Below are 20,718 nucleotides of genomic sequence, written 5' to 3'. Positions count from 1 at the left end.
CGCCCGAGATCTGGCGTGTCGGCGGTGCGCGGGTTCAGTGCGCGGCGGCGGACAGCTCGTAGTGGCAGCGGGCGAGGCGGGCGAGCCACCATTCGCGGCGTTCGTCCGAGGCGGCGAGGCGGCTGAGTGCTTCGGCGTCCGGGGTCACGCGTCCGACGGGGATCGAGCCATCGACCGGACGCAGGTCGGCCACGTCGTCGAGGAACAGCGACGCCGTGCCGAGCCCGCAGTCGTAGTCCAGCGTCGGAAGGGCAGCGGCGAGCGCGGCTCCCTGGGACAGGCCGATCGCGGTGTCCAGCGCGCTCGAGACCACGACCGGGAGTCCAGCAGCCGTGACGATCTGCAGGGCGTGCGTGATGCCACCCAGTGGCTGGGCCTTGATCACGAGGAGGTCGGCGGCACCGGCGCGGGCGACCGCGAGTGGATCGGAGGACTTCCGCACACTCTCATCGGCGGCGACCGGGATGCCCATGTACTTCACGCGCGTGCGGAGTTCCGTGAGCTCCGGAACCGTCGCGCAGGGTTGCTCGACGTATTCCAGGTCGTATTCACCGAGGGCATGCACCGCGTGCTCGGCCTCGTCGATGTTCCAGGCGCCGTTCGCGTCGACCCGGATGCGTCCCTCGGGCCCCATCGCCTCGCGCACCGCCCGGACGCGTGCCACGTCGTCGGCGAGGGTCTGCCCCGGCTCGGCGACCTTGACCTTGGCCGTGCGGCACCCCGGGAAACGCGACAGCAGCTCAGTCACGCGGCCGGCCTCGATCGCCGGGACGGTCGCGTTCACGCCGATCCGATCACGGAGCGGTTCAGGCTGGGGGCGCCAGGCGAAGTCGATCGCGGCGGCGAGCCAGGTCGAGGCCTTGACGTCGTCGTACTCGGTGAACGGTGAGAACTCCGCCCAGCCTTCCGGTCCTTCGAAGAGGAGCGCTTCGCGCACATCGACGCCGCGGAAGCGACTGTGCAGGGGGAGGGCGACGACCCTGGCCGAGTCGAGCAGGTCTGCGAGCGGCGGGATCATGTGCCCATTCTGCTCCGTGGAGCATGCGGGCCGGTGTTCGTCGTCCGGGTGAGTCGTCAGGTCGGCACCGCGCTTCGATTGTCGATGTGCCATTGCCAATAGTGTGTGACACACAGTAATGTGTTCGACATGAACGAGACGCTCGATACGCACCTGCAGGAACTGAGGCGCGGCACGGTGGTGCTCGCCTGCCTGCAGCTGCTGCGTACGCCGGGGTACGGCTACTCGCTTCTCGAGCAACTCGAGCGCCGCGGCTTCGCGACGGACGCCAACACGCTGTATCCGCTGCTTCGCCGTCTGGAGAAGCAGGAATACCTCACGAGCGAGTGGAACACCGAGGAAGCCAGGCCGCGCAAGTTCTACCGCACCTCCGAAGCAGGCATCCGCCTGGCCGACACCCTCACCGACGAATGGCGGTCACTCACGACCGCGATCACCTCTCTCACGACAGAGGAGAACTGACATGACCACGACGACCACGCTCACGGAGCGGTACATCAGTGCCACGATCCGCAGTCTCCGTCCCGACGCCCAGGACGACGTCCGTGCAGAGCTCGAGGCCTCCATCGCCGATGCGATCGAGGCGCGGGTGGACCAGGGCGACGCACCGGAGGATGCCGAGCGCGCGGTGCTCACCGAGCTCGGCGACCCCGGCGTCCTCGCCGCCGGCTATGCGGATCGCCCGCTGTACCTCATCGGTCCCCGGTTCTACCTGACCTGGTGGCGGCTGCTCAAGCTGCTGCTGATCATCGTTCCGGTCTGTGTCCTCGGCGCGGTCGCGCTCGGGCAGACCATCTCGGGCGCTCCGGTCGGCGAGATCATCTCCTCGTCGATCCTCGCCGCTGGAGGCGCGATCCTCCACATCTGCTTCTGGACCACGTTGGTGTTCGTCATTCTCGACCGGAGCGACAGCGCGACGGCGATCGAGAAGTGGGATCTCGATCAGCTCCCGGAGCCGGCCGAGAAGGGTGCGGCGGGGAGGAGCGATCTGATCGCATCGCTCGTCTTCCTCGGGGTCGCCGTCGGTGCCCTCTTCTGGGACCGTTTCCGAGGCTTCGTCATCGTGGACGGCACCGTCGTGCCGGTCGTCGACCCGCAGTTGTGGCCGTGGGGGATCAGCGTCCTGTTCCTCCTGATCGCCGCGGAGGCCGTCTTCGCCGTCGTGCTGTTCCGCACGGGAAGATGGACCACCGGCTTGGCTGTGGCGAACACGATCCTCGCTCTGTCGTTCCTTCTCTGGGTCGTCGTCCTCCTGCTCACGAATCAGCTCGTGAACCCGGATGTACTCGCGCGGATCGCCGCCGCGGGCGGCGAGGGATTCGCCGCGGGACAGGCGGCATCCGCCGAGGAGGGCGGGGTCTTGCGCATCCTCGCCGTGCTGCTGGGGTTCGGCGTCGCGATCGGTGTCGGCTGGGACATCGTCGACGGCTGGATCAAGACGGTGCGCGCACGCCGCGCCTGACATCACAGAATCCCGCACCGAGCGGGCCGAGGAATAGGCTGGATGCCGTGACCAGTGCATTCGTCTCCGACCTCTTCGACCCGGCCGAATGGGTGCTCGCGCCCGGGGCCGAGAGCTACACCGACATCACTGCGCACGTCTCGCACGACGGCGGAGTCGCACGCATCGCCTTCAACCGTCCGGAGGTGCGCAACGCGTTCCGCCCGCACACCGTCGACGAGCTCTACCGTGCTCTCGACATCGCCCGACAGGATGCCCGCATTGGCGCGGTACTGCTCACCGGAAACGGCCCGAGCCCGAAAGACGGCGGCTGGGCGTTCTGCTCCGGTGGCGACCAGCGCATCCGCGGTCGTGACGGCTACAAGTACTCGGACGCCGAGACAGCGGTCGTCGACGGTGCGAGCCGTGCCGCGGTCGGTCGTCTGCACATCCTCGAGGTGCAGCGCCTCATCCGCTTCATGCCCAAGGTCGTCATCGCCGTCGTCCCCGGGTGGGCAGCCGGAGGCGGGCACTCGCTGCACGTGGTCTGCGACCTCACGATCGCATCCGCGGAGGAGGCCCGCTTCAAGCAGACGGACGCCGATGTCGGCAGCTTCGACGCCGGCTACGGGTCTGCGTACATGGCCCGCCAGACCGGTCAGAAGTTCGCGCGTGAGGTGTTCTTCCTCGCCGAGGAGTACTCCGCGCAGCGCGCGTACGAGATGGGCGCCGTGAACCGTGTGGTCCCGCACGCCGAACTCGAACGCGAAGCGCTGAAGATGGCCCGCACCGTGCTCACGAAATCGCCCACGGCGATCCGCATGCTGAAGTTCGCCTTCAATGCCGTCGACGACGGTCTGGTGGGACAGCAGGTGTTCGCCGGGGAGGCGACCCGCCTGGCCTATGGCACCGATGAAGCCGTCGAGGGCCGCGACTCGTTCCTCGAGAAGCGCGATCCCGACTGGTCTTCCTTCCCCTGGCACTACTGAGCCGGAGAGCAGCATGGTCGCACTGATCCCGACGGATGCCGAAGACCCGGCACAGCTGCGGGATGCCCTGGAGCGCGCGTTCGACGGCGGCCCCGCCCTGGGACTCGGGATGGTCGCCGGAGCGCCCGAGGGGGTGGCCGACGGCATCGCGGCCGTCATCGCGACGTCCGGGTCGAGCGGGATCCCGAAGCGAGTCGCGCTCAGCGGTGAGGCGTTGCGGGCGAGCGCCGAGGCCACCGCGGCGCGGATCGGCAGCGGACGCTGGCTGCTCGCCCTCCCCGCCGGCTATGTCGCGGGGCTGCAGGTGCTCGTGCGTTCGATCCTCGCCGGCACCCAGCCGACGCGGATCGAAGGCCGCTTCTCGCCGGAGTCCTTCGCTCAGGCGACCTTCGAGATGATGCGCCCTTCGTCGCCGTCGGGCATCCCCGACCTCTACACCTCGCTGGTCCCGGCCCAGGTCGCGACGCTGCTCGATGCGGCGGAGGACACGGCGGTCCGTGCCGCGCTCACGGCGTATCGAGCGATCCTCGTCGGTGGGCAGGCGCTCCCGGAGCCCCTCCGCGAGCGGGCGGCCGACCTCGGAGTGCGTCTGGTGCGCACCTACGGCTCGACGGAGACCAGCGGCGGTTGCGTCTACGACGGTGTGCCGCTCGACACCGTGGGGGTGCGCGTGGTCGACGGCGAGCTGCGCCTCGCGGGTCCCATGCTCGCCGAAGGGTACCTCGGCGACGGGTCGCTGACGGCCCGGACGTTCGTCCACGACGAGCACGGGATCCGCTGGTACCGCACCGGCGACCTGGGCCTGGTGGAGGACGGGATCGTGCGCGTGCACGGCAGAGCGGACAATGTGATCGTCTCGGGCGGGATCAACATCTCGCTCGATCGGGTGGAGCGCATCGTCCGTCGGATCGCGGGACTTCACGAGGCCGTCGTGGTCGGCGTGGAAGACGAGCGCTGGGGGGAGGCCTCGGTGATCGTCGCAGTCCGCGGCGAGGTCCTGCGGCGCAGCGAGTCCGAGCAACTCGCCCACGCGCGCGACGCCGTCGAAGACGAGCTCGGCAGGCACGCACGTCCGGCCCGTCTGATCCTCGTGGACGAGATCGACGTCCTCCCGTCCGGGAAGCCCGACCGCGAGGCGATCCGGCGCGCCGTCGTCGAGTTGCACTGAGTGTCGCTGCCCTGCGCTCTGCCAGACTGAACCGCATGGCCTCGTACACGCATGGACATCATGAATCCGTCCTCCGCTCGCACAACACGCGCGACATCGCGAACTCCGCGGCCTACCTTCGTCCGCACCTCACCGCTGCGACGCGGCTTCTCGACGTCGGGGCGGGGCCGGGCACCATCACCGCCGACTTCGCCGGGATCGTCGCCCACGTCACCGCGACCGAGATCGATGAGAACGCACTGTCCCTGTCGCGCGAGCTCGCCGGCGAGCGGGGCCTGACGAACCTCGCCTTCTCGATCGAGGACGTGCACGCCCTGAGCTTCCCCGATGCCTCCTTCGACGTCGTGCACGCGCACCAGGTGCTGCAGCATGTCGGCGACCCGGTGCAGGCGCTACGGGAGATGCGCCGAGTGACCGCTCCGGGTGGCATCGTCGCCGCTCGCGATGCGGACTACGCGGGCTTCATCTGGTTCCCGATCCTGCCCGAACTCGACCGCTGGCTGACGCTGTACCAGGCAGCCGCGCGGGCGAACGGCGGGGAGCCCGATGCCGGACGACGTCTGTTGGCCTGGGCGCGCGCCGCGGGCTTCGAAGAGGTCACGGCGACGGCGTCCACCTGGTGCTACGCCTCTCCGTCCGAGCGTGCCTGGTGGGGCGGGATGTGGGCCGACCGCATCCTCGAGTCGGCACTCGCACGGCAGCTCGTCGACAGCGACCTGGCGACGCGGGCCGAGCTGCAGGAGATCAGCGATGCCTGGAAGCGCTGGGCCGATGACGGCGACGGCTGGTACCTCGTGCCGCACGGAGAGATCATCGCCCGCGTCTGACGAGCCGGGGATACATCCTGCGACGGATGCCCGCGCCCAGACCCTCGCGTAGCGTGGGGGAGTGATCCGCCCCCTGTCCCGCACGGCGCTGATCCTCGACATCGTCGGGGCGGCGCTGCTCTTCCTCATCTTCGTCCCGATGTCGATCGTGTTCTACGGTCCGGGCACCGGGAACAGCGCGCTCGGGGGCGCGGCGGTCGTGGCCGTGGTCTTCGCCGCCGTCCTGATGTTCGGCGGTGTCGCGATCGGGCGACTCGCGCCCGGGCTCGCCCTCGCCGCGGCGTGGGCGGGCGCGATCCTCCAGATGCTGGCCGGATTCGGGCCGGTGCCGATCGACATCGCGATCCTGCTCGTGCTCTACGCCACGGCGGCCTGGGGAACTCGGCGTGTGCTCTGGTGGGGGTTCGGGTCCGCGCTTCTGGGCGGCCTCATCGCCGCGCTGTACATGGTGGTCGTCAACGGTGTCGCCTTCGGCACGAGCAGCGGCTGGGAGAAGGTGACGACGGGCACACTTCTGCTGGTGATCTCGGTCATGGCCCTCGGCTTCGCCTGGGTGTGCGGGTTGCTGTGGCGGGTCGTGCTGCGCGCGCGGCGCACCCGTGCGGCGCAGCTGCAGGCCGAATCGCTCGCCATCGAGGAGCAGGAGCGGGTGCGCATCGCGCGGGACATGCACGACATCGTCGCCCACTCCCTGGCCGTCGTCATCGCGCAGGCGGACGGTGCACGGTATGCGGCAGCGGCGAAACCCGAGATGGCGACCGAGGCACTCGGCACGATCGCGCAGACCGCGCGCGGAGCCTTGAGCGATGTGCGGATGCTGCTCACGCAGCTCCGACACCGGCAGGGCGACGGTCCGCAACCGACCCTCGCCGACCTCGAAGCCCTGTTCGCGCAGGTCCGGCAGGCGGGGATCGAGCCGCGGGTCACGGTCGATCCCATGCCCCCGGGGGAGCCGCCCGGGGCCATCCAGCTCGCGGTGTACCGCATCCTGCAGGAGGCGCTCACGAACGCGATCCGGCACGGCGACGGCGCGGTCGACGTCCACCTCGCGTGGCTCGCGGACCGTGTCGACGTCGACGTGCGCAACACGGTGTCGCGCGACGCTGCCGTCGGTGTCGGGGGCCACGGCGTGATCGGGATGCGGGAGCGGGCGCAGCTCGTCGGCGGTAGTCTGCAAGCCGAGCGTCGAGGGGCGCAGTTCGTCGTCCATGCCACGCTTCCGATCGGAGCCGCCGAATGATCAGAGTCGTGCTCGTCGACGACCAGGCGCTGTTCCGTGCCGGTATCCGCATGCTCGTGGCTTCGCAGCCCGATCTCGAAGTGGTCGGCGAGGCGGGCGACGGGCGGGAGGCTCTCGAGGTCGTGCGGGCGACGCGGCCGGACGTGGTGCTGATGGACATCCGGATGCCGGTCATGGACGGGCTCACCGCGACGGCCGAGATCCTCGCCCGTCCGGAGCCTCCACGCGTCGTCATGCTCACCACGTTCGACCTCGACGAGGCCGCCGCCCGGGCGATCCGGCAGGGTGCGAGCGGCTTCCTGCTCAAGGACGCCGATCCCGAGTTCCTGCTCGCCGCGATCCGCACGGTGCACTCCGGATCGAGCGTGATCGCGGCCGCGGCGACGCGCGACCTCTTCGCGCACTTCGCGGAAGCGCCGCGCCCGGTGCCTCCGCAGTATGACACGCTCACCGATCGCGAGAAGGAGATCTTCGCGCTCGCGGCACGCGGCTTGTCGAACGCCGAGATCGCCGGCCGGGAGTACCTCAGCGAGGCGACGGTGAAGACGCACATCAGCCGCATCCTCACCAAGCTCGTGCTGCGCGACCGGGTGCAGCTCGTGGTCTTCGCGTTCGAGCACGGCCTCGCCTGACCGTCGATCGAGCACGGATCATCCTTGCGATGTACGCGGATGATCCGCCCGGGCGATGACCCGCAGGCAGCGACCGAAATAGCGTCGGAGGCATGGAGATCACGACCACCGACATGGGGCTCGCCGCCCGCGTCCAGCACCTGAAGAAGACCTACGGCTCGGGCGAGGGCACCGTCCGTGCGCTTGACGATGTCAGCGTGGGCATCCGCCGCGGACAGTTCACCGCGATCATGGGGCCCTCCGGCTCGGGGAAGTCCACCCTGATGCACATCATGGCGGGGCTCGACAGCCCCACGGAGGGCCGTGCGTGGATCGGCGACACCGAGATCACCGGGCTCGGTGACATCGACCTCACCATCCTGCGCCGCCGTCGCGTGGGCTTCATCTTCCAGGCGTTCAACCTCGTCCCCACGCTCGACGCACGCGCCAACATCATGCTGCCGTTCGAGCTCGACGGCCGGCGTCCGAGTGCGATCGAACGCGCCAGGATCGACGGCCTCATCGAGACCCTCGGCCTCGGCTCGCGCCTGAACCACCGGCCCCATCAGCTGTCGGGCGGGCAGCAGCAGCGGGTCGCGATCGCCCGCGCTCTGGCCACCGCGCCCGACCTCGTGTTCGCGGATGAACCCACCGGGAACCTCGACTCGAAGACAGGCCGAGAGGTGTTGCGTCTGCTCGCCACGGCGAGCCGGGAGCATGGGCAGTCCATCGCGATGGTCACGCATGACGCGATCGCCGCGAGTCACGCCGACCGCGTGCTGTACCTCGGAGACGGCCGCATCGTCGCGGACCACCCCCGGCAGACCGCGGAGGAGATCTCCGCGTACATGCTCGCCGCGGAGGTGGCCGCGTGACCGCCGTCGCGTCGGTCGTCCCCGAGAGTCGGGCGACCGGACCGCGTCTGGCGTGGCTGCGTGATCGCGGTATGGGCGCCAGCATCCTTGTGGCTGCACTGTCGGCCGCGTTCGGGGTGCTCCTCGTGGAGATCACCGCATACATCGGCGCCGTGTTGCAGGCCGACCCGTTCATCGGCGACAGCGGGACGCTCGCGTTCGTCGTCGCGCTCCTGTCGGTGCTGCTGACGGTGGTCGCGATGTATGTCGCGGCGATCGTCACGGCGAACACCTTCTCGACGATCATCGCCGGGCGCACCCGGCAGATCGCTCTCCTCCGTCTGATCGGAGCGACGGCGCGCTCGCAGCGGGCCGAGGTGGGCACGCAGGGCCTCGTGGTCGGGCTGATCGGTGCGGGACTCGGCCTTCTGGCCGGACTCGTGCTGGCGGCGATCGGGGTCCAGGTCGGCGCCCGGTTCCTCGACAACGTCCCGACCTCCTTCTCCCTCGCGCAGCCGTTCGTGGCGCTTCCGGCGGTCGGCGTGGCGCTCACCACCTGGGCCGCAGCCTGGGCAGGCTCGCGACGGGTGCTCTCGGTGACCCCGCTGCAGGCCCTCGGCGGCGCCGTGGAACGCACGCACGAGGAGGTCTCGGGCACACAGGGACGACACATCGGCGCCTGGATCCTGCTCCTCACCGGTGCGGCACTGCTGGCCGGTGGGGTGGTGATCGGCCTCATGACGCCCCTCGGCGTCGTGGTCGCCTTCTTCGGCGGGGTGCTCTCGTTCACGGGCCTGGCCCTCGGCTCCGTGTTGTTCATGCCGCCCGTGCTGCGGTTGGTGGGGCGGATGTTCGGGTCGAGCGCCACCGCGCGACTCGCCGCCGAGAACGCACTGCGGTATCCGGAGCGCTCGTCGCGGATGGCGATCGGCGTGGTGATGGGGGTGACCCTGGTGACGATGTTCGCTGTCGCGCTCGAGTCCGCGAAGCGTCTGATGATGAGCCAGGTCACGGGAGAGGTCCCCGATGAGTTCTTCGCCCCGATGGACGCCTTCGCCGCGATCATGATGGTGCTCGTGGCCGTCTCCGCCGTGATTGCCGCGGTCGGGCTTGTGAACCTGCTCACGATCGGTGTCGTGCAGCGCCGTCGCGAACTCGGTCTGCTGCGCTCGATCGGTCTGTCCAACGGGCAGGTGCGGCGGATGGTCCTCTTGGAGGCGACGCACATCACCGTCGCGGCGACGCTGACCGGACTCGTGCTGGGCATCGTGTACGGCTGGATCGCCGCGCAGTCGCTCCTGGGATCCGTCCCGACCCTGCCCGACTTCGTCCCCGCCGGCCTCGTGGCACCGCAGATCCCGTGGATCCCGGTGGCGATCATCGTCGCCTCCACGGCCGTGCTCACCCTCGTGGCCGCGGCGACGCCCACCCGCCTGGCGACGCGGGTGGCTCCGGTGGAGGCGCTCGCAGCGGACTGACGCCTCTAGGCTGGTCGGATGCCGTCGCCGTTCGATCAGTCCACGTATCAGGTTCGTCTCGAGTGGGGCACCGCGGGCCTCGCCCGCCTCGCCCCCACTGACATCGTGGTGGTCGTGGATGTGCTGCGGTTCTCCTCCACGGTCATCGATGCGGTGGTGTCCGGCACGGAGGTCGTGCTGGCGGAGGCGGAGCGCTGGTCGCGGAACGGCGCCGCAGTGGCCGCGGCGGCAGCACCTGATGCGACCGTGCTGATCGGCGGTGTTCGCAACGCCTCTGCCGTGGCACGTGCGGTGCAGACGCTCCAGGAGCGGCGGCAGGCGCGCACCTCGGTCGCGATCATCGCCGCGGGGGAGGCCGATGCGGAGGGAACGCTGCGGTTCGCGGTCGAGGACCAGCTCGGCGCGGGGGCGATCGTCCTGGCCCTCTCGGATCGCGGCATCGATCACACGGCCCCGGATGCGGCGGTCGCTGCCGAGGGGTTCCGTGCCCTGCGAGGCGCCCTGCGGCACATGATCGGCGCGAGCGGGTCAGGGCGCGAGCTCGCCGGGGGCGTCGAGGCGACCACCCGCATCGAGGCAGCCGGTCTGGTGCCGACGTCGACGACGGACGCTGCCGCGCTCGACGCGGTCGACGTCGTCCCGGTGCTGCGGGCGGGGGCCTTCGTCCCGTTCGCCTGATCCCCCGGCGCGGACTCGTGCGGCGAGGGAGGCTCCGGTTCGGCTCAGGGCACGTAGGGTCGTGGCATGAGGTACCTCCCTGCCGTCATCGTCGACATCGTGCTCGTGCTGGTCTTCGCTGTAATCGGCCGGGCCTCGCATGATGAGAACCCCGCCGGGTTCCTGCTCACCGCCTGGCCCTTCCTGATCGCGGTGCTCCTCGGGCATCTCCTCGCCGCTCTGCTCCCGGGGAGGCCGCGCCGCCCGTGGTCCGTCCTGTGGGGCGTGGTCGTGTGGATCGTGACGGTCGCAGGCGGAATGCTCATCCGCGTGCTCAGCGGTGACACCGCCGAGGTGCCGTTCATCATCGTCGCGACGCTGGTCCTCGGCGCGTTCCTCGTCGGCTGGCGCGGGATCGCGGCGTTGCTTCGCCGCCGACGTGGCGCCGCCCCTCACCACGACCTCGCGGACTCGACCGAGCAGGGTGACCCAGGCGACCCGGTCACCTGAGTCGCGGTCAGCGCGGCATCTGCGCGGAGAGACGCACGTCGGACGAGATCTCGCGCCGCGTCCAGGCGAACAGGTGTCGGGCGTCGTAGGTGCGCGAACAACGCGCGCATGAAGTGGGGCGGGTCGGTCGGCGGTGGCGGTACGTCACGTGACCCGCGGGACAGCTTCCCACCCAGGGGGCGAGCTCGACGGCGGTCTCTCCGTGGTGCGTCGTGCCGCCGACGTATCCGAGGTCGCGCGCGACGCGCTTCCACGCCGGTCCGTGCGCCGCCGCGTGACCGGCGAGGGCGTGCGCGACCTCGTGCAGCAGCACCTGGTGGATCTCGTCGTCATCGAACCGCGCGGCCAGATAGCGCGAGACCGTGATGCGCTGTTTCGTGTAGTCGCACTGCCCGGCACGGCGCTTGGCATTGTCGAAGCCGAAGGACCAGCTGTCATCGAGATGCAGCGTGATCAGTGCTTCGCCCCAGACGCGCACACGGTCGAGTTCCGCCATGCGATCAGGGTAAGCCATGCGACCGACATCGCGGTCGCGGGACGCCTCAGCCCGCGATGAGCTGCGAGGGACGATGCCGCTCGGCCGCTTCGATCGCGAGCAGCGCGGTCTCCAGTTCGCTGTCCTGTGCACCGGACTCGCGACGCAGGAACAGCGACTGCTTGAAGCTCTCCCGGGCGGTCTCGAAGTCCCCGGCGTCGTAGGCGTTCTTGCCGTGGTGCTGATACGCGAAGGCCGCGATCGACAGCCACCGTTGTCCCTCGGCCTCGGTCGCGCAGGTCGCCAGCTCCTGTTCGGCAGCAGCATGCGCTCCCCGATACTGCAGGATCGTCGCGTGCAGCACGCGAGCGCGGAGCACGTCCTTGCGGGTGCCGGCCATGCGCGCCTGGCGGACCGTCTCGTCGGCCAGCGCGAGCGCCTCATCCAGGCGGTCGAGCACTTTCAACAGCCAGACCCGCTCCAGCAGTGCGGGCAGGCTCCGCTGCCCCTCGATCTCCGCGAGACGGGTCGCGCACTCGTCGAGATCGACCACCTCGCGGAGGGTCTCCTGGTCGTATCCCCGGATGAAACTCATTGCTCTCCTTCCGCAGCGTCCCCGTCCAGTCTGCCTTCCGGTCGCGGGGTCGTCCCGGCGGCGCGCCCTGGTCGCCGCATCCGGCGTCGTCGCTGTGCCGGATCGGCCGGCTCAGCGCAAGAACAGCGAGGCGTCGGGACGCGGTGAGGCGACGGCATCCGCATCCGTGACGATGCGGGCGCCCTGGGTGAACGTCTCGACCTCGGCGCCTTGGGCGATCTTCGCGGGGTGGGGGCCGGCGGCGAGAATCCGCGGCAGCCATTCCGTCGGCAGGGGAGCGGCGGACGCCGCGATCACGAGGTTCCCGAATCGTCTGCCCTTGAGCACCTGGGTGTCGGCGAGCACGGCGACCTCCGGGAGGACCTCCGCGATCGTCGCCGTCTGGCGCCGGGCGAAGGCGAGGCCGGGACCATCGGCGACGTTGACGAGGAGCACGCCGCCGGGAGCCAGCAGCTCCGCGAGCTCGCGGTAGAACTCGACGCTGGTGAGGTGCGCGGGCGTCTGTGCTCCCGAGTAGACGTCGGAGACGACGAGGTCGCAGTTCGCCCGCAGTGCGTTCGGAAGCTTCGTGACGCCCGCCCGCGCATCGCCGATCCTGATCCGGATGGAGGCGCCCTTCGGCAGCGGGAGGTGCTCCCGGACCAGCTGTGCCAGCGGAGCCTCCAGCTCGATGACCTGCTGGCGGGAGCCGGGGCGCGTCGCTTCGATGTAGCGGGGGATCGTCATCGCGCCGGCGCCGAGGTGCACGGCGGTCAGCGGGCCTGCGGCGAGCTGATCGATCACCGCCCCCATGCGCACGATGTACTCGAAGTGCAGGTGCGTCGGGTCGTCGAGGTCGACGTGCGACTGCGGGGTGCCGTCGACGATCAGCTCGAAGCCCGTGGTGAACTCCGACGGCATGACACCGGCGATGCCGCCATGATCGAGTCGGGCCTGCGGGTGCTCGGTGTCGCGCGATCTCGTCCGGCCCATGGGCACGAGCCTACGCTCCGGGGAGGGGGTCAGCGCAGCTTGCCGTTGGCGCACGTCTCCTGCTCGACCGTCTGGCCGGAGATGGCCGGGTCGAGCGTGGCACGCGGCGAGGGTGTCCCGGTGGGGGGCGTCTCGGTCGCCGGTGCCTCCGGATCGGTTCCCGGCGCGGGGTCGACGAGCTCGACGCCGCCGTTGTTGCTGGCCTTGCCCGTCAGCTGCACCGACTGGCCGGCCTTCAGCGCATCCCAGATCGTCGCGGCAGCCTCGCGGTTGGGGATGACGCGGTCGGAATCGTCCGGGTCCTCGAACACGGGATACTGCACGAAGACGAACTCGGAGAACGGCACATCCTTGATGGAGAGGGCGAGCTGCGCCAGACGCACCGGGTTGGCCAGCTGGTCGCTCGGGTCGATGTTGTCGACGACGGTGTTGGCGAGGCCGAGCACCTTGCCGGGGTCGGTGAGGACCTCGTCGCTCATGATCTTCTTCACCAGGCGCGACATGTACTGCTGCTGGTTCGACACCCTCGCCATGTCGCTCTCGTCGCCGACGCCGTGCCGCGTGCGGATGAACTGGAGGGCTTCGTAGCCGGAGACGGTGCGGGGGCCCGGCGCCCAGTCGAGAGCGGTGTGGCTGTCTCGGATGCCGTCGCCGCCGATGCACACCTCGACGCCGCCGATCGCATCGGTCACCTCCATCACGCCGTCGAAATCGATCTTGGCGGCGAAGGGGATCTCCATGCCCGTGAGCTCGGTCACCGTCTTCGCCACGCAGGACAGTCCGGCCCGCTGGAAGATCGAGTTGATCTGCGTCTTGCTCGTGGCCGAGGCGACGGACCCATCGGGCAGGGTGCACTCCGGCGTCTCGAGCATCAGATCGCGGGGGAGCGAGATCGCCGTGACTTTGCGTGGTTCCGCCGACACGTGCACGAGCAGGTTCACGTCGTTGAGGATTCCGCCGTCAGCCTCGGAGCAGCGCTCACCCAGCAGGCCCGTCGACACCGCACCGCACTCGTCGGTCCCGATGATGAGCATGCTGAACTCGCCGGGGTAGGCACTGATCGACGGCGGCTCGACCTCCGGCGCACCCTCCAGCGTGACGGCACCGTCGTTGAATCGGTTGAAGTAGTCGGTCACGACGAAAGCGGCGACGGCGATCGCGGAGACGAGCACGACGCCCAGCGTGATCCCGGCGATCTTCAGGAAACCTCTGGCGGGCCCGGGAGAGGGGAGCGTCGCGTGGCGGGCGACCGTCGAACGGTCCTTGTCAGGAGTGCGGCGAACCATCCGGGGAGCCTACCGGGGGAAGCTGATGTTACGGCCACATGACGATTGTGGGAGCAACTTGCAGGGAATTAGTTAGTCGTGGATACTTTTTCCTAACCCCCGGTGAGTACCCGATGCTTTCCAGGACTTTCAAAGAGGAGATCCCCGCAATGCACAAGCGCATTCTCTCGGCCGTGGCGCTCGGCGCCGTGGCCACGCTCGCCCTCGCCGGCTGCGCCGGCGGCAGCGACACCGGTTCGGCCGACGGTGAGGGCAAGGAGCTCACCGTCTGGATCATGAAGGGCACCAACCCCGACGCGACCGCCTTCTACGATGACGTCTCGGCAGCCTTCGAGAAGGAGACCGGTGCGACGGTCAAGATCGAGGAGATCCAGTGGGCCGACGCTCACGATCGTTTCGTGACCTCCATCGCCGGTGGCACGACCCCCGACATCGCCGAGACCGGCACCACCTGGACCGCTGAGTTCGCCGACGCCGGAGCACTCCTCCCGATCGACGAGTACGTCGACGGTGAGAAGGACCTGCGCGGCGACCTGGTCGAGGGCCTCGAGGTCGCCGGCACCTACGACGGTGAGCTCTACGGCATGCCCTGGTACGCCGGCGTCCGCTCGCTCGTCTACCGCGCCGACGTGTTCGAGGAACTCGGTCTCGACGCTCCGAAGACGTGGGACGACATCGTCGCCGCGGGTGACGCGATCAAGGCGGCCAAGCCCGACATGCTGCCGTTCCCGGTTCCGGGTGACGCCGAGTTCCAGGTCTACCCCTGGGTCTGGGGTGCGGGCGGCGAGATCGCCACGAAGGACGGCGACACCTGGACGAGCGAGCTCGACAGCGCCGAGTCGCAGGCGGGCATCGAGTTCTACACGGGCCTGGCGACCGAGCACGGCTTCTCCTCCGCAGGTGCCACCACCTGGAAGGAGACCGACCTCCGCGACGCGTTCACGCAGGGCAACGTCGCCATGATGCTCTCCGGCTCCTGGACGCCGAACTCGCTCATCGAGGCGAACCCCGAGCTCGAAGGCAAGATCGGCGCCGCGGTCATCCCCGGCGAAGACGGCGGCATCGCCCCGTCCGTGCTGGGCGGATCGCACCTCTCGATCTTCAACACGACCAAGAACGCCGACCTGGCGTGGGAGTTCGTGAAGCTCGTCACCACCGGTGAGTTCGCCGAGCAGTGGTCGAACGAGACCGGCTACTTCCCGGGCGTGCAGTCCGCGATGGAGGAGGCCCTCTCCTCGACCGACCCGCTCGTCGCACCGTTCGCCGAGCAGATGGTCGACGGCGGCGCATCCGTGCCGGTCACCCCGAACTTCGGCGCCGTGCAGGCGAAGAAGACGACCAACTCCATGATCCAGGCCATCCTCAGCGGGCAGAAGGACGTCGCCACCGCGACGAAGGACGCCGCCGCCGAGATGACCGAACTGCTCAACCAGTAAGGAAGCATCCCTTCCATGTCGATGGTGCAAGCGCCACTGCCGGCCACGAAGGCGGAGTCCACCTCCGCCTCCGTGGCCGGCGGCCGGAAGCGACGCGGTCTCTCGATCGTCGCGGCCCGCCCCTGGCTCCTTCTCGCGCCCGGGCTGGCCATCCTCGCGGTGCTCATGCTCTGGCCGCTCGTCCAGGTGTTCATCTACTCGCTGCAGGACTACGGCCTGCGTGAGATCAACACCGGGGAGAACAACTGGATCGGCTTCGACAACTATGTCGAGGCGCTCACCAACCCGACTCTCTGGACGGTGGTGCTGCCCAACACGGTCGGGTTCGCCGCTGTCGCGGTGTTCGTCACCGTGGCCGTCGGCACGCTCGTGGCCCTGCTCCTGGCACGCCTCGGCACGACCTGGCGGGTCATCGTCTCCAGCTGCATCATGGTCGCGTGGGCGATGCCCGCCGTGACCGGCACGTACGTCTGGACCTTCATCTTCGATGCCGACCGCGGCATCTTCAACCAGGTCCTCATGGACCTCGGTCTCATGAGCGATCCGGTCAACTGGTTCACGAACCAGTGGTCGTTCTACGCCATCGTGCTCCTCAACGTGGTCCACCACGGCTTCCCGTTCGTGGCGATCACAGTGCTGGCCGGCCTCCTCGGCGTCTCCAAGGAGATGCTCGAAGCCGCAGCGCTCGACGGTGCGGGCGCCTGGCGCCGCTTCTGGAAGATCATCTTCCCGACGCTCAGGCCCGTGTTCTCGGTCGTGATCATCCTCTCGACCATCTGGGACTTCAAAGTCTTCGCACAGGTGTACCTGATGCCCGGCGGTGGGGGCGGCAACCGTCAGGTGCTGAACCTCGGTGTCTGGTCCTACGTCGAGTCCTTCGGACAGAACCGCTACGGATTCGGTGCCGCTCTCGCCGTGCTGCTCACCCTCGTGCTCATCGGCATCACGATCGTCTACATCCGCTCCCTCATGAAGGAGGACGAGCTGTGAACCCGCGTCCGAGGCTCCGCTCCCGCATCGGCACCGGCATCGCGGTCGCCGCGGTCCTGATCTTCACCCTGTTCCCCGTCTACTGGATGGTCTCCAGCGCCTTCGACGCCAAGGCCTCCAGTGGCGGGCAGTCGTTGGTCCCCCAGGAATTCACGTGGGACAACTTCGCCTTCGTCTTGACCGAGGGCGGCTTCGGCACCTACCTCCGCAACTCGGCGATCGTCGCGCTCGTCACCGTGCTCGTCAGTGCGCTCGTGTGTCTGCTCGCCGCGGTCGCCGTCGCGCGGTTCAAGTTCAAGTTCCGCACCATGATCCTGATGATGATCCTCATCGTGCAGATGGTGCCGCTCGAGGCGCTCGTCATCCCGCTCTTCCTCCAGGTCAAGAGCCTCGGTCTGCTCAACAGCATCCTCGGACTCATGGTCGTGTACGTCGCGCTGTCCCTCGCGTTCGGCATCTGGATGCTGCGCGGCTTCGTGGCCGCCGTCCCCGTCGAGCTCGAAGAGGCGGCGTACATCGACGGCGCGAGCTGGTGGCGGATGTTCCGTTCGGTGCTGCTGCCCCTGGTCATGCCCGGTCTGGTCGCGACGAGCATCTTCAGCTTCATCACCGCGTGGAACGAGTTCATCTTCGCGATGACGATCCTCGGCGCGCAGACCGACCAGTACACGGTCTCGATCGGTCTGAAGTCGTTCTTCGGCCTCTACTCCAACGACTGGGGCAGCATCATGGCGGCCTCGACCATCATCACGGTCCCGGTCATGATCTTCTTCGTCCTCGTGCAGCGCAAGCTCGCCTCGGGCATGGTCGCAGGAGCGGTGAAGGGATGACCGACGAGCTCGAGCGCCTCGCGAACGGTGTGCTGTGGCCGGGATTCTTCGGCACCGAAGCACCCGAGTGGTTGCTCCAGGAACTGCGCGACGGCCTGGCCGGCGTGGTGTACTTCGGCCAGAACGTCGGCGAAGGACTCCCGGCCTTGAGCGCCGAGATCCTCGACGCGAACCCGAACGCCCTGATCGGCATCGACGAAGAGGGCGGCAGCGTCACGCGCCTCGAATCCGCCACCGGCTCCACCGTGCCCGGAGCCGCTCAGCTCGGGCTCCTCGACGATCTGGTCGCCTCGGAGCGGACCGGCGCGGAACTCGCCCGGCGGGTGCGTGCGGTCGGTGCGAACGTCGTGCTCGGTCCGGTCGCCGACGTCAACACCGACCCTCGCAACCCGGTGATCGGTGTGCGGGCGTTCGGTGACGACGAGGCGCTCGTCTCCCGCCACGTGGTCGCGACGATCGACGGCATCCAGGACTCCGCGGTCGCCGCGTGCGTGAAGCACTTCCCCGGCCACGGCGACACCCACCTCGACTCGCACCACTCCCTTCCCGAGATCACTCTCGACGTCGAGGAGTTCGAGCGGGTGCACCTGGAGCCGTTCCGCGCGGCGGTCGATGCCGGCGTCGATGCCGTGATGACCGCCCACATCGTGGTCCCGGCGTGGGGCGAGCAGCCCGCGACGCTCAACCCCCGCGTGCTCGGAAAGCTGCGCGACTGGGGCTATGACGGCGTCATCATCACGGATGCGCTGGACATGGCCGCCATCCGCGAGACGGTCGGACTCGGCGGGGGAGCGGCGCTCGCCCTCGCTGCCGGCGCCGACCTCCTCTGCATCGGTAACCCGACCAACCCGGGCGACGCAGCGCTTGTGGACCAGGACGAACGGGACTTCCACGCCGCCAGGGACGGGATCGTCGCCGCGTTGCGCGACGGCTCGCTCTCTCGTGCGCGGGTGGAGGAGGCGGCCGTTCGCGTCGCCGCACTCGCCACCAAGCTGCGCGCCGCCGCAGAGCTCGGGCACGACGACCCGGACGACTACGACGCCGCGGAGATCGTGCGTCGGACGGTGACGGTCTCCGGCGATGCCCCCGAGGCAGCCACGGCCCTCGCGGTCATCGACGCGCGCCGCCGGTCGACCCTCGCCGTCGACAGTGCGGGATCGTACGTGGCGAATGCCCTCGCCGCAGACGGACTCCGTGTGCGCCTGGACGTCGCGTCCGCCGACCTGCCGGAGCAGGACCGTGTGCTCGACGAGGTCACGGCGGCGCCCGGTACGACGGTGCTGCTGATCGACAGGCCGGACACGGATGCCGCGCAGCGCTCTCTCGTCGAGCGGGCGGCTGTCCGTGATCCCGGAGCGGTCGTCGTCAACGTCGGTCTTCCGACGCGGAGTCCCCTTCCGCTGCCCACCATCGAGGTCGCCGCTGCCAGTAGGCTCGGTGCACAGATGGCGAGGGAAGCACTCCTGGGGCGCTTCGCCGTGACGCAGAGGATGAACAGCGCCGGCTGAGACAGGACCCCCATGGACGATGACGTTCTCGCTCGGGTGCGACGCTCCCTTCCGAAGGTGAGTGCCGCAGAGGCACGGGTTGCCGAGACGATCCTCGGAGACCCCACGCTCGTCGTGGACCTCGCGATCAACGATCTCGCCCAGCTCTGCCACACGTCCCTGTCGACGGTCGCCCGCTACGCCCAGTCCCTGGGCTACTCCGGGTATCGGGAACTCCGGGTCGCGGTCGCGCGTGCCATCACGCTCGCGCAGGCGCAGCAGGCGCGCTTCGGCCTGGACACCACGGCGATCGACCGGGAGGACGGGCCGACGGCCATCGCGGCCAAGCTCGCCGCGCAGGAGATCGACGCGATCGAGCAGACCGCGCTCGCCCTCGATGCCGATGCCCTCGACCGGGTCGCCCGCGCGGTGGTCGGTGCACGGCACATCGATCTCTTCGGGCAGGCGGCGTCGTCCCTGACGGCGCAGGACCTGCTGCTGAAGCTGTCTCGCATCGGATGCTCGGTCTCGCACTCCTCGGATCCGCATCTCGCGGTGACCGCCGCCGCCCTGCGCACCACCGGTGATGTGGCGATCGCGTTCTCGCACGGCGGCGAGACCGCCGAGACGATCCGTGCTCTCGACGTCGCGCGCGACGCCGGAGCCCTGGCGGTCGCGGTGACCAGCGTGGCCGATTCAGCGGTGGCGCTCGCGGCGGATGTCGTGCTGCTCACGCACGCGCGGGAGTCGCCGTTCCGGATGGCCGCGATGTCGAGCCGTATCGCCCAGCTCGCCCTGGTCGACGTGCTCTTCGTCCGCGTCGTGCAGCACAGCGGTGAACCGGTGGCCGTGTCGTTGCAGCGCACGCACGACGCGGTTCCGTCACGACGGAGGCCCTGAGGCCACTCTTCCCGGGCCGAGGGCGTGTCAGTCGACGTGGTCGCGGGTGCTGACGAGCGCGCGCGTCGCGATGCGGTGTCCGCGGGCGAGGCTTCCCGTGAGCGAGAGTCCGGTGAGGACGCCGGCCAGGAATCCGGCGGCGAAGGCATCCCCGGCACCGATTGTCTCGACGACGGGGGCGTCGAGCGCTTCACTCTCGGCACGTTCGGTGCCGTCGTAGGCGACGGCACCACCGGAGTCGGTGACCAGCAGGTACCGGGGCTCGGGGAAGAGCGCACGGAGTTTTTGCGGGTCACTGGTCCCGAACACCGCCTCGGCGTCGGGACGGGTGCAGAACACGATGTCGGCCCGGCGGGCGAAGTCCGACACGACCGCCTTCCCCTCCGCCACGCGGCCACGCCACAGCGCGGGCCGCCAGTTCAGGTCGAAGCTGAGCAGACTGTCGGGACGCCGGTCGGCGAACAGCGATTCCTGCGCCGCGAGTGCCGATGCGGACAGGGCCGGGGTGATTCCGGAGGTGTGCACGAGTGCCGCCTCGGCGAGGAGTGCGGAGGTACTCGGCTCGGCCAACGACTGCGCGGACATCGCCGAGGCCGCGGAACCCGACCGGTAGTAGTGCATCGTGCCGTCGACCGCGCCATCCGCTCGCGGGGCGAGCTCCTTCACATAGAGTCCGGTCGGCGCATCGGCGTCGACCTGCACCGCGGAATCGTCGACGCCGTGGGCGCGCAGCTCCGCCGTGAGGAAACGACCGAACCCGTCATCGCCGACGCGCGAGACGACGGCGGTGCGGATACCGGCGGATGCCAGAGCGATCGCGGTGTTCCACTCGGCTCCCGCAAGGGAACGGTGGAAGGTCCGGCAGTCCTCGAGCGGTCCCGCGGCGGCCGCGACGAGGGCGACCATGCCTTCTCCGAAGCAGACGGCGAGCGTGGGGGAGTCGGGCACGATCTG

General features: G+C 69.5%; 22 protein-coding genes. 16 read left to right on the top strand and 6 right to left on the bottom strand.

From position 1 onward, the window contains the following. Nucleotides 1-34 precede the first annotated feature (34 nt). Nucleotides 35-1,018, bottom strand: a complete 984-nt coding sequence (locus tag LVJ59_RS07185; protein ID WP_232762506.1) for an o-succinylbenzoate synthase — start codon at nucleotides 1,016-1,018, stop codon at nucleotides 35-37. Nucleotides 1,019-1,147: 129 nt separating this feature from the next. On the opposite strand from LVJ59_RS07185, the gene LVJ59_RS07180 reads away from it, so the two are divergent. The 11 genes from LVJ59_RS07180 (at nucleotide 1,148) to LVJ59_RS07130 (ending at nucleotide 10,793) form a co-directional block, all read left to right on the top strand. Next, entirely contained in the window at nucleotides 1,148-1,480 is a 333-nt protein-coding gene (locus LVJ59_RS07180) for a PadR family transcriptional regulator (protein ID WP_232762505.1), read from the top strand. 1 nt (nucleotide 1,481) lies between these two features. After that, nucleotides 1,482-2,480, top strand: coding sequence for a permease prefix domain 1-containing protein (locus tag LVJ59_RS07175; protein WP_232762504.1), 999 nt, complete (start codon nucleotides 1,482-1,484; stop codon nucleotides 2,478-2,480). A 47-nt stretch (nucleotides 2,481-2,527) separates the two neighbouring features. Further along, on the top strand, nucleotides 2,528-3,448 hold the full coding sequence (locus LVJ59_RS07170; protein ID WP_131491783.1) for a 1,4-dihydroxy-2-naphthoyl-CoA synthase: 921 nt from the start codon (nucleotides 2,528-2,530) through the stop codon (nucleotides 3,446-3,448). A gap of 13 nt (nucleotides 3,449-3,461) precedes the next feature. Then, a complete protein-coding gene (locus tag LVJ59_RS07165; protein WP_232762503.1) occupies nucleotides 3,462-4,616 on the top strand; it encodes an AMP-binding protein in 1,155 nt (384 codons plus the stop codon). Nucleotides 4,617-4,651: 35 nt separating this feature from the next. Then, the gene (locus LVJ59_RS07160; RefSeq protein ID WP_232762502.1) at nucleotides 4,652-5,443 is read left to right on the top strand and encodes a class I SAM-dependent methyltransferase; all 792 of its coding nucleotides are present in this window, start codon (nucleotides 4,652-4,654) and stop codon (nucleotides 5,441-5,443) included. A gap of 61 nt (nucleotides 5,444-5,504) precedes the next feature. Beyond that, complete coding sequence (locus tag LVJ59_RS07155) at nucleotides 5,505-6,683, top strand: sensor histidine kinase (protein WP_232762501.1); 1,179 nt, start codon at nucleotides 5,505-5,507, stop codon at nucleotides 6,681-6,683. Continuing rightward, entirely contained in the window at nucleotides 6,680-7,315 is a 636-nt protein-coding gene (locus tag LVJ59_RS07150) for a response regulator transcription factor (protein WP_047520746.1), read from the top strand. The genes LVJ59_RS07155 and LVJ59_RS07150 overlap by 4 nt, the downstream gene beginning before the upstream one ends. Before the next feature lie 92 nt (nucleotides 7,316-7,407). After that, nucleotides 7,408-8,169, top strand: a complete 762-nt coding sequence (locus LVJ59_RS07145; RefSeq protein ID WP_047520748.1) for an ABC transporter ATP-binding protein — start codon at nucleotides 7,408-7,410, stop codon at nucleotides 8,167-8,169. Next, nucleotides 8,166-9,626, top strand: a complete 1,461-nt coding sequence (locus tag LVJ59_RS07140; protein ID WP_232762500.1) for an ABC transporter permease — start codon at nucleotides 8,166-8,168, stop codon at nucleotides 9,624-9,626. The genes LVJ59_RS07145 and LVJ59_RS07140 overlap by 4 nt, the downstream gene beginning before the upstream one ends. An 18-nt stretch (nucleotides 9,627-9,644) precedes the next feature. Further along, a complete protein-coding gene (locus tag LVJ59_RS07135) occupies nucleotides 9,645-10,304 on the top strand; it encodes a 2-phosphosulfolactate phosphatase (protein ID WP_232762499.1) in 660 nt (219 codons plus the stop codon). 66 nt (nucleotides 10,305-10,370) lie between these two features. Further along, on the top strand, nucleotides 10,371-10,793 hold the full coding sequence (locus tag LVJ59_RS07130; RefSeq protein WP_232762498.1) for a DUF3054 domain-containing protein: 423 nt from the start codon (nucleotides 10,371-10,373) through the stop codon (nucleotides 10,791-10,793). Nucleotides 10,794-10,800: 7 nt separating this feature from the next. Here LVJ59_RS07130 and LVJ59_RS07125 read toward each other — a convergent pair whose 3' ends face one another. The 4 genes from LVJ59_RS07125 to LVJ59_RS07110 all read right to left on the bottom strand — a co-directional run bounded on the left by LVJ59_RS07125 (nucleotide 10,801) and on the right by LVJ59_RS07110 (nucleotide 14,121). Continuing rightward, nucleotides 10,801-11,289, bottom strand: a complete 489-nt coding sequence (locus LVJ59_RS07125; RefSeq protein ID WP_232762497.1) for a SprT-like domain-containing protein — start codon at nucleotides 11,287-11,289, stop codon at nucleotides 10,801-10,803. 46 nt (nucleotides 11,290-11,335) lie between these two features. Beyond that, nucleotides 11,336-11,863, bottom strand: a complete 528-nt coding sequence (locus LVJ59_RS07120; protein WP_047520763.1) for a hypothetical protein — start codon at nucleotides 11,861-11,863, stop codon at nucleotides 11,336-11,338. A 111-nt stretch (nucleotides 11,864-11,974) separates the two neighbouring features. Beyond that, complete coding sequence (locus LVJ59_RS07115; protein ID WP_134353067.1) at nucleotides 11,975-12,835, bottom strand: spermidine synthase; 861 nt, start codon at nucleotides 12,833-12,835, stop codon at nucleotides 11,975-11,977. A gap of 29 nt (nucleotides 12,836-12,864) precedes the next feature. Beyond that, the gene (locus LVJ59_RS07110; protein WP_232762496.1) at nucleotides 12,865-14,121 is read right to left on the bottom strand and encodes an LCP family protein; all 1,257 of its coding nucleotides are present in this window, start codon (nucleotides 14,119-14,121) and stop codon (nucleotides 12,865-12,867) included. Between the two features lie 149 nt (nucleotides 14,122-14,270). On the opposite strand from LVJ59_RS07110, the gene LVJ59_RS07105 reads away from it, so the two are divergent. Genes LVJ59_RS07105 through LVJ59_RS07085 form a run of 5 tightly spaced genes read left to right on the top strand, consistent with a single transcriptional unit; the run spans nucleotide 14,271 to nucleotide 19,764 of the window. After that, complete coding sequence (locus LVJ59_RS07105) at nucleotides 14,271-15,557, top strand: sugar ABC transporter substrate-binding protein (RefSeq protein WP_232762495.1); 1,287 nt, start codon at nucleotides 14,271-14,273, stop codon at nucleotides 15,555-15,557. A 15-nt stretch (nucleotides 15,558-15,572) separates the two neighbouring features. Further along, nucleotides 15,573-16,547 (top strand): carbohydrate ABC transporter permease, encoded by a 975-nt coding sequence (locus tag LVJ59_RS07100; protein ID WP_047520770.1) that lies wholly within the window; start codon nucleotides 15,573-15,575, stop codon nucleotides 16,545-16,547. Then, nucleotides 16,544-17,377, top strand: a complete 834-nt coding sequence (locus LVJ59_RS07095) for a carbohydrate ABC transporter permease (RefSeq protein WP_047520772.1) — start codon at nucleotides 16,544-16,546, stop codon at nucleotides 17,375-17,377. The genes LVJ59_RS07100 and LVJ59_RS07095 overlap by 4 nt, the downstream gene beginning before the upstream one ends. Beyond that, the gene (locus LVJ59_RS07090) at nucleotides 17,374-18,885 is read left to right on the top strand and encodes a glycoside hydrolase family 3 protein (RefSeq protein ID WP_232762494.1); all 1,512 of its coding nucleotides are present in this window, start codon (nucleotides 17,374-17,376) and stop codon (nucleotides 18,883-18,885) included. The genes LVJ59_RS07095 and LVJ59_RS07090 overlap by 4 nt, the downstream gene beginning before the upstream one ends. 12 nt (nucleotides 18,886-18,897) lie before the next feature. Next, nucleotides 18,898-19,764, top strand: a complete 867-nt coding sequence (locus LVJ59_RS07085) for a MurR/RpiR family transcriptional regulator (protein WP_232762493.1) — start codon at nucleotides 18,898-18,900, stop codon at nucleotides 19,762-19,764. A 27-nt stretch (nucleotides 19,765-19,791) separates the two neighbouring features. Here LVJ59_RS07085 and LVJ59_RS07080 read toward each other — a convergent pair whose 3' ends face one another. After that, nucleotides 19,792-20,712 (bottom strand): sugar kinase, encoded by a 921-nt coding sequence (locus LVJ59_RS07080; RefSeq protein WP_232762492.1) that lies wholly within the window; start codon nucleotides 20,710-20,712, stop codon nucleotides 19,792-19,794. Nucleotides 20,713-20,718: the final 6 nt, after the last annotated feature.

This window comes from Microbacterium sp. KKR3/1 (assembly GCF_021272365.1).
GTDB lineage: Bacteria > Actinomycetota > Actinomycetes > Actinomycetales > Microbacteriaceae > Microbacterium > Microbacterium aurugineum.
This window is presented reverse-complemented; position numbering and strand designations above follow the sequence as displayed.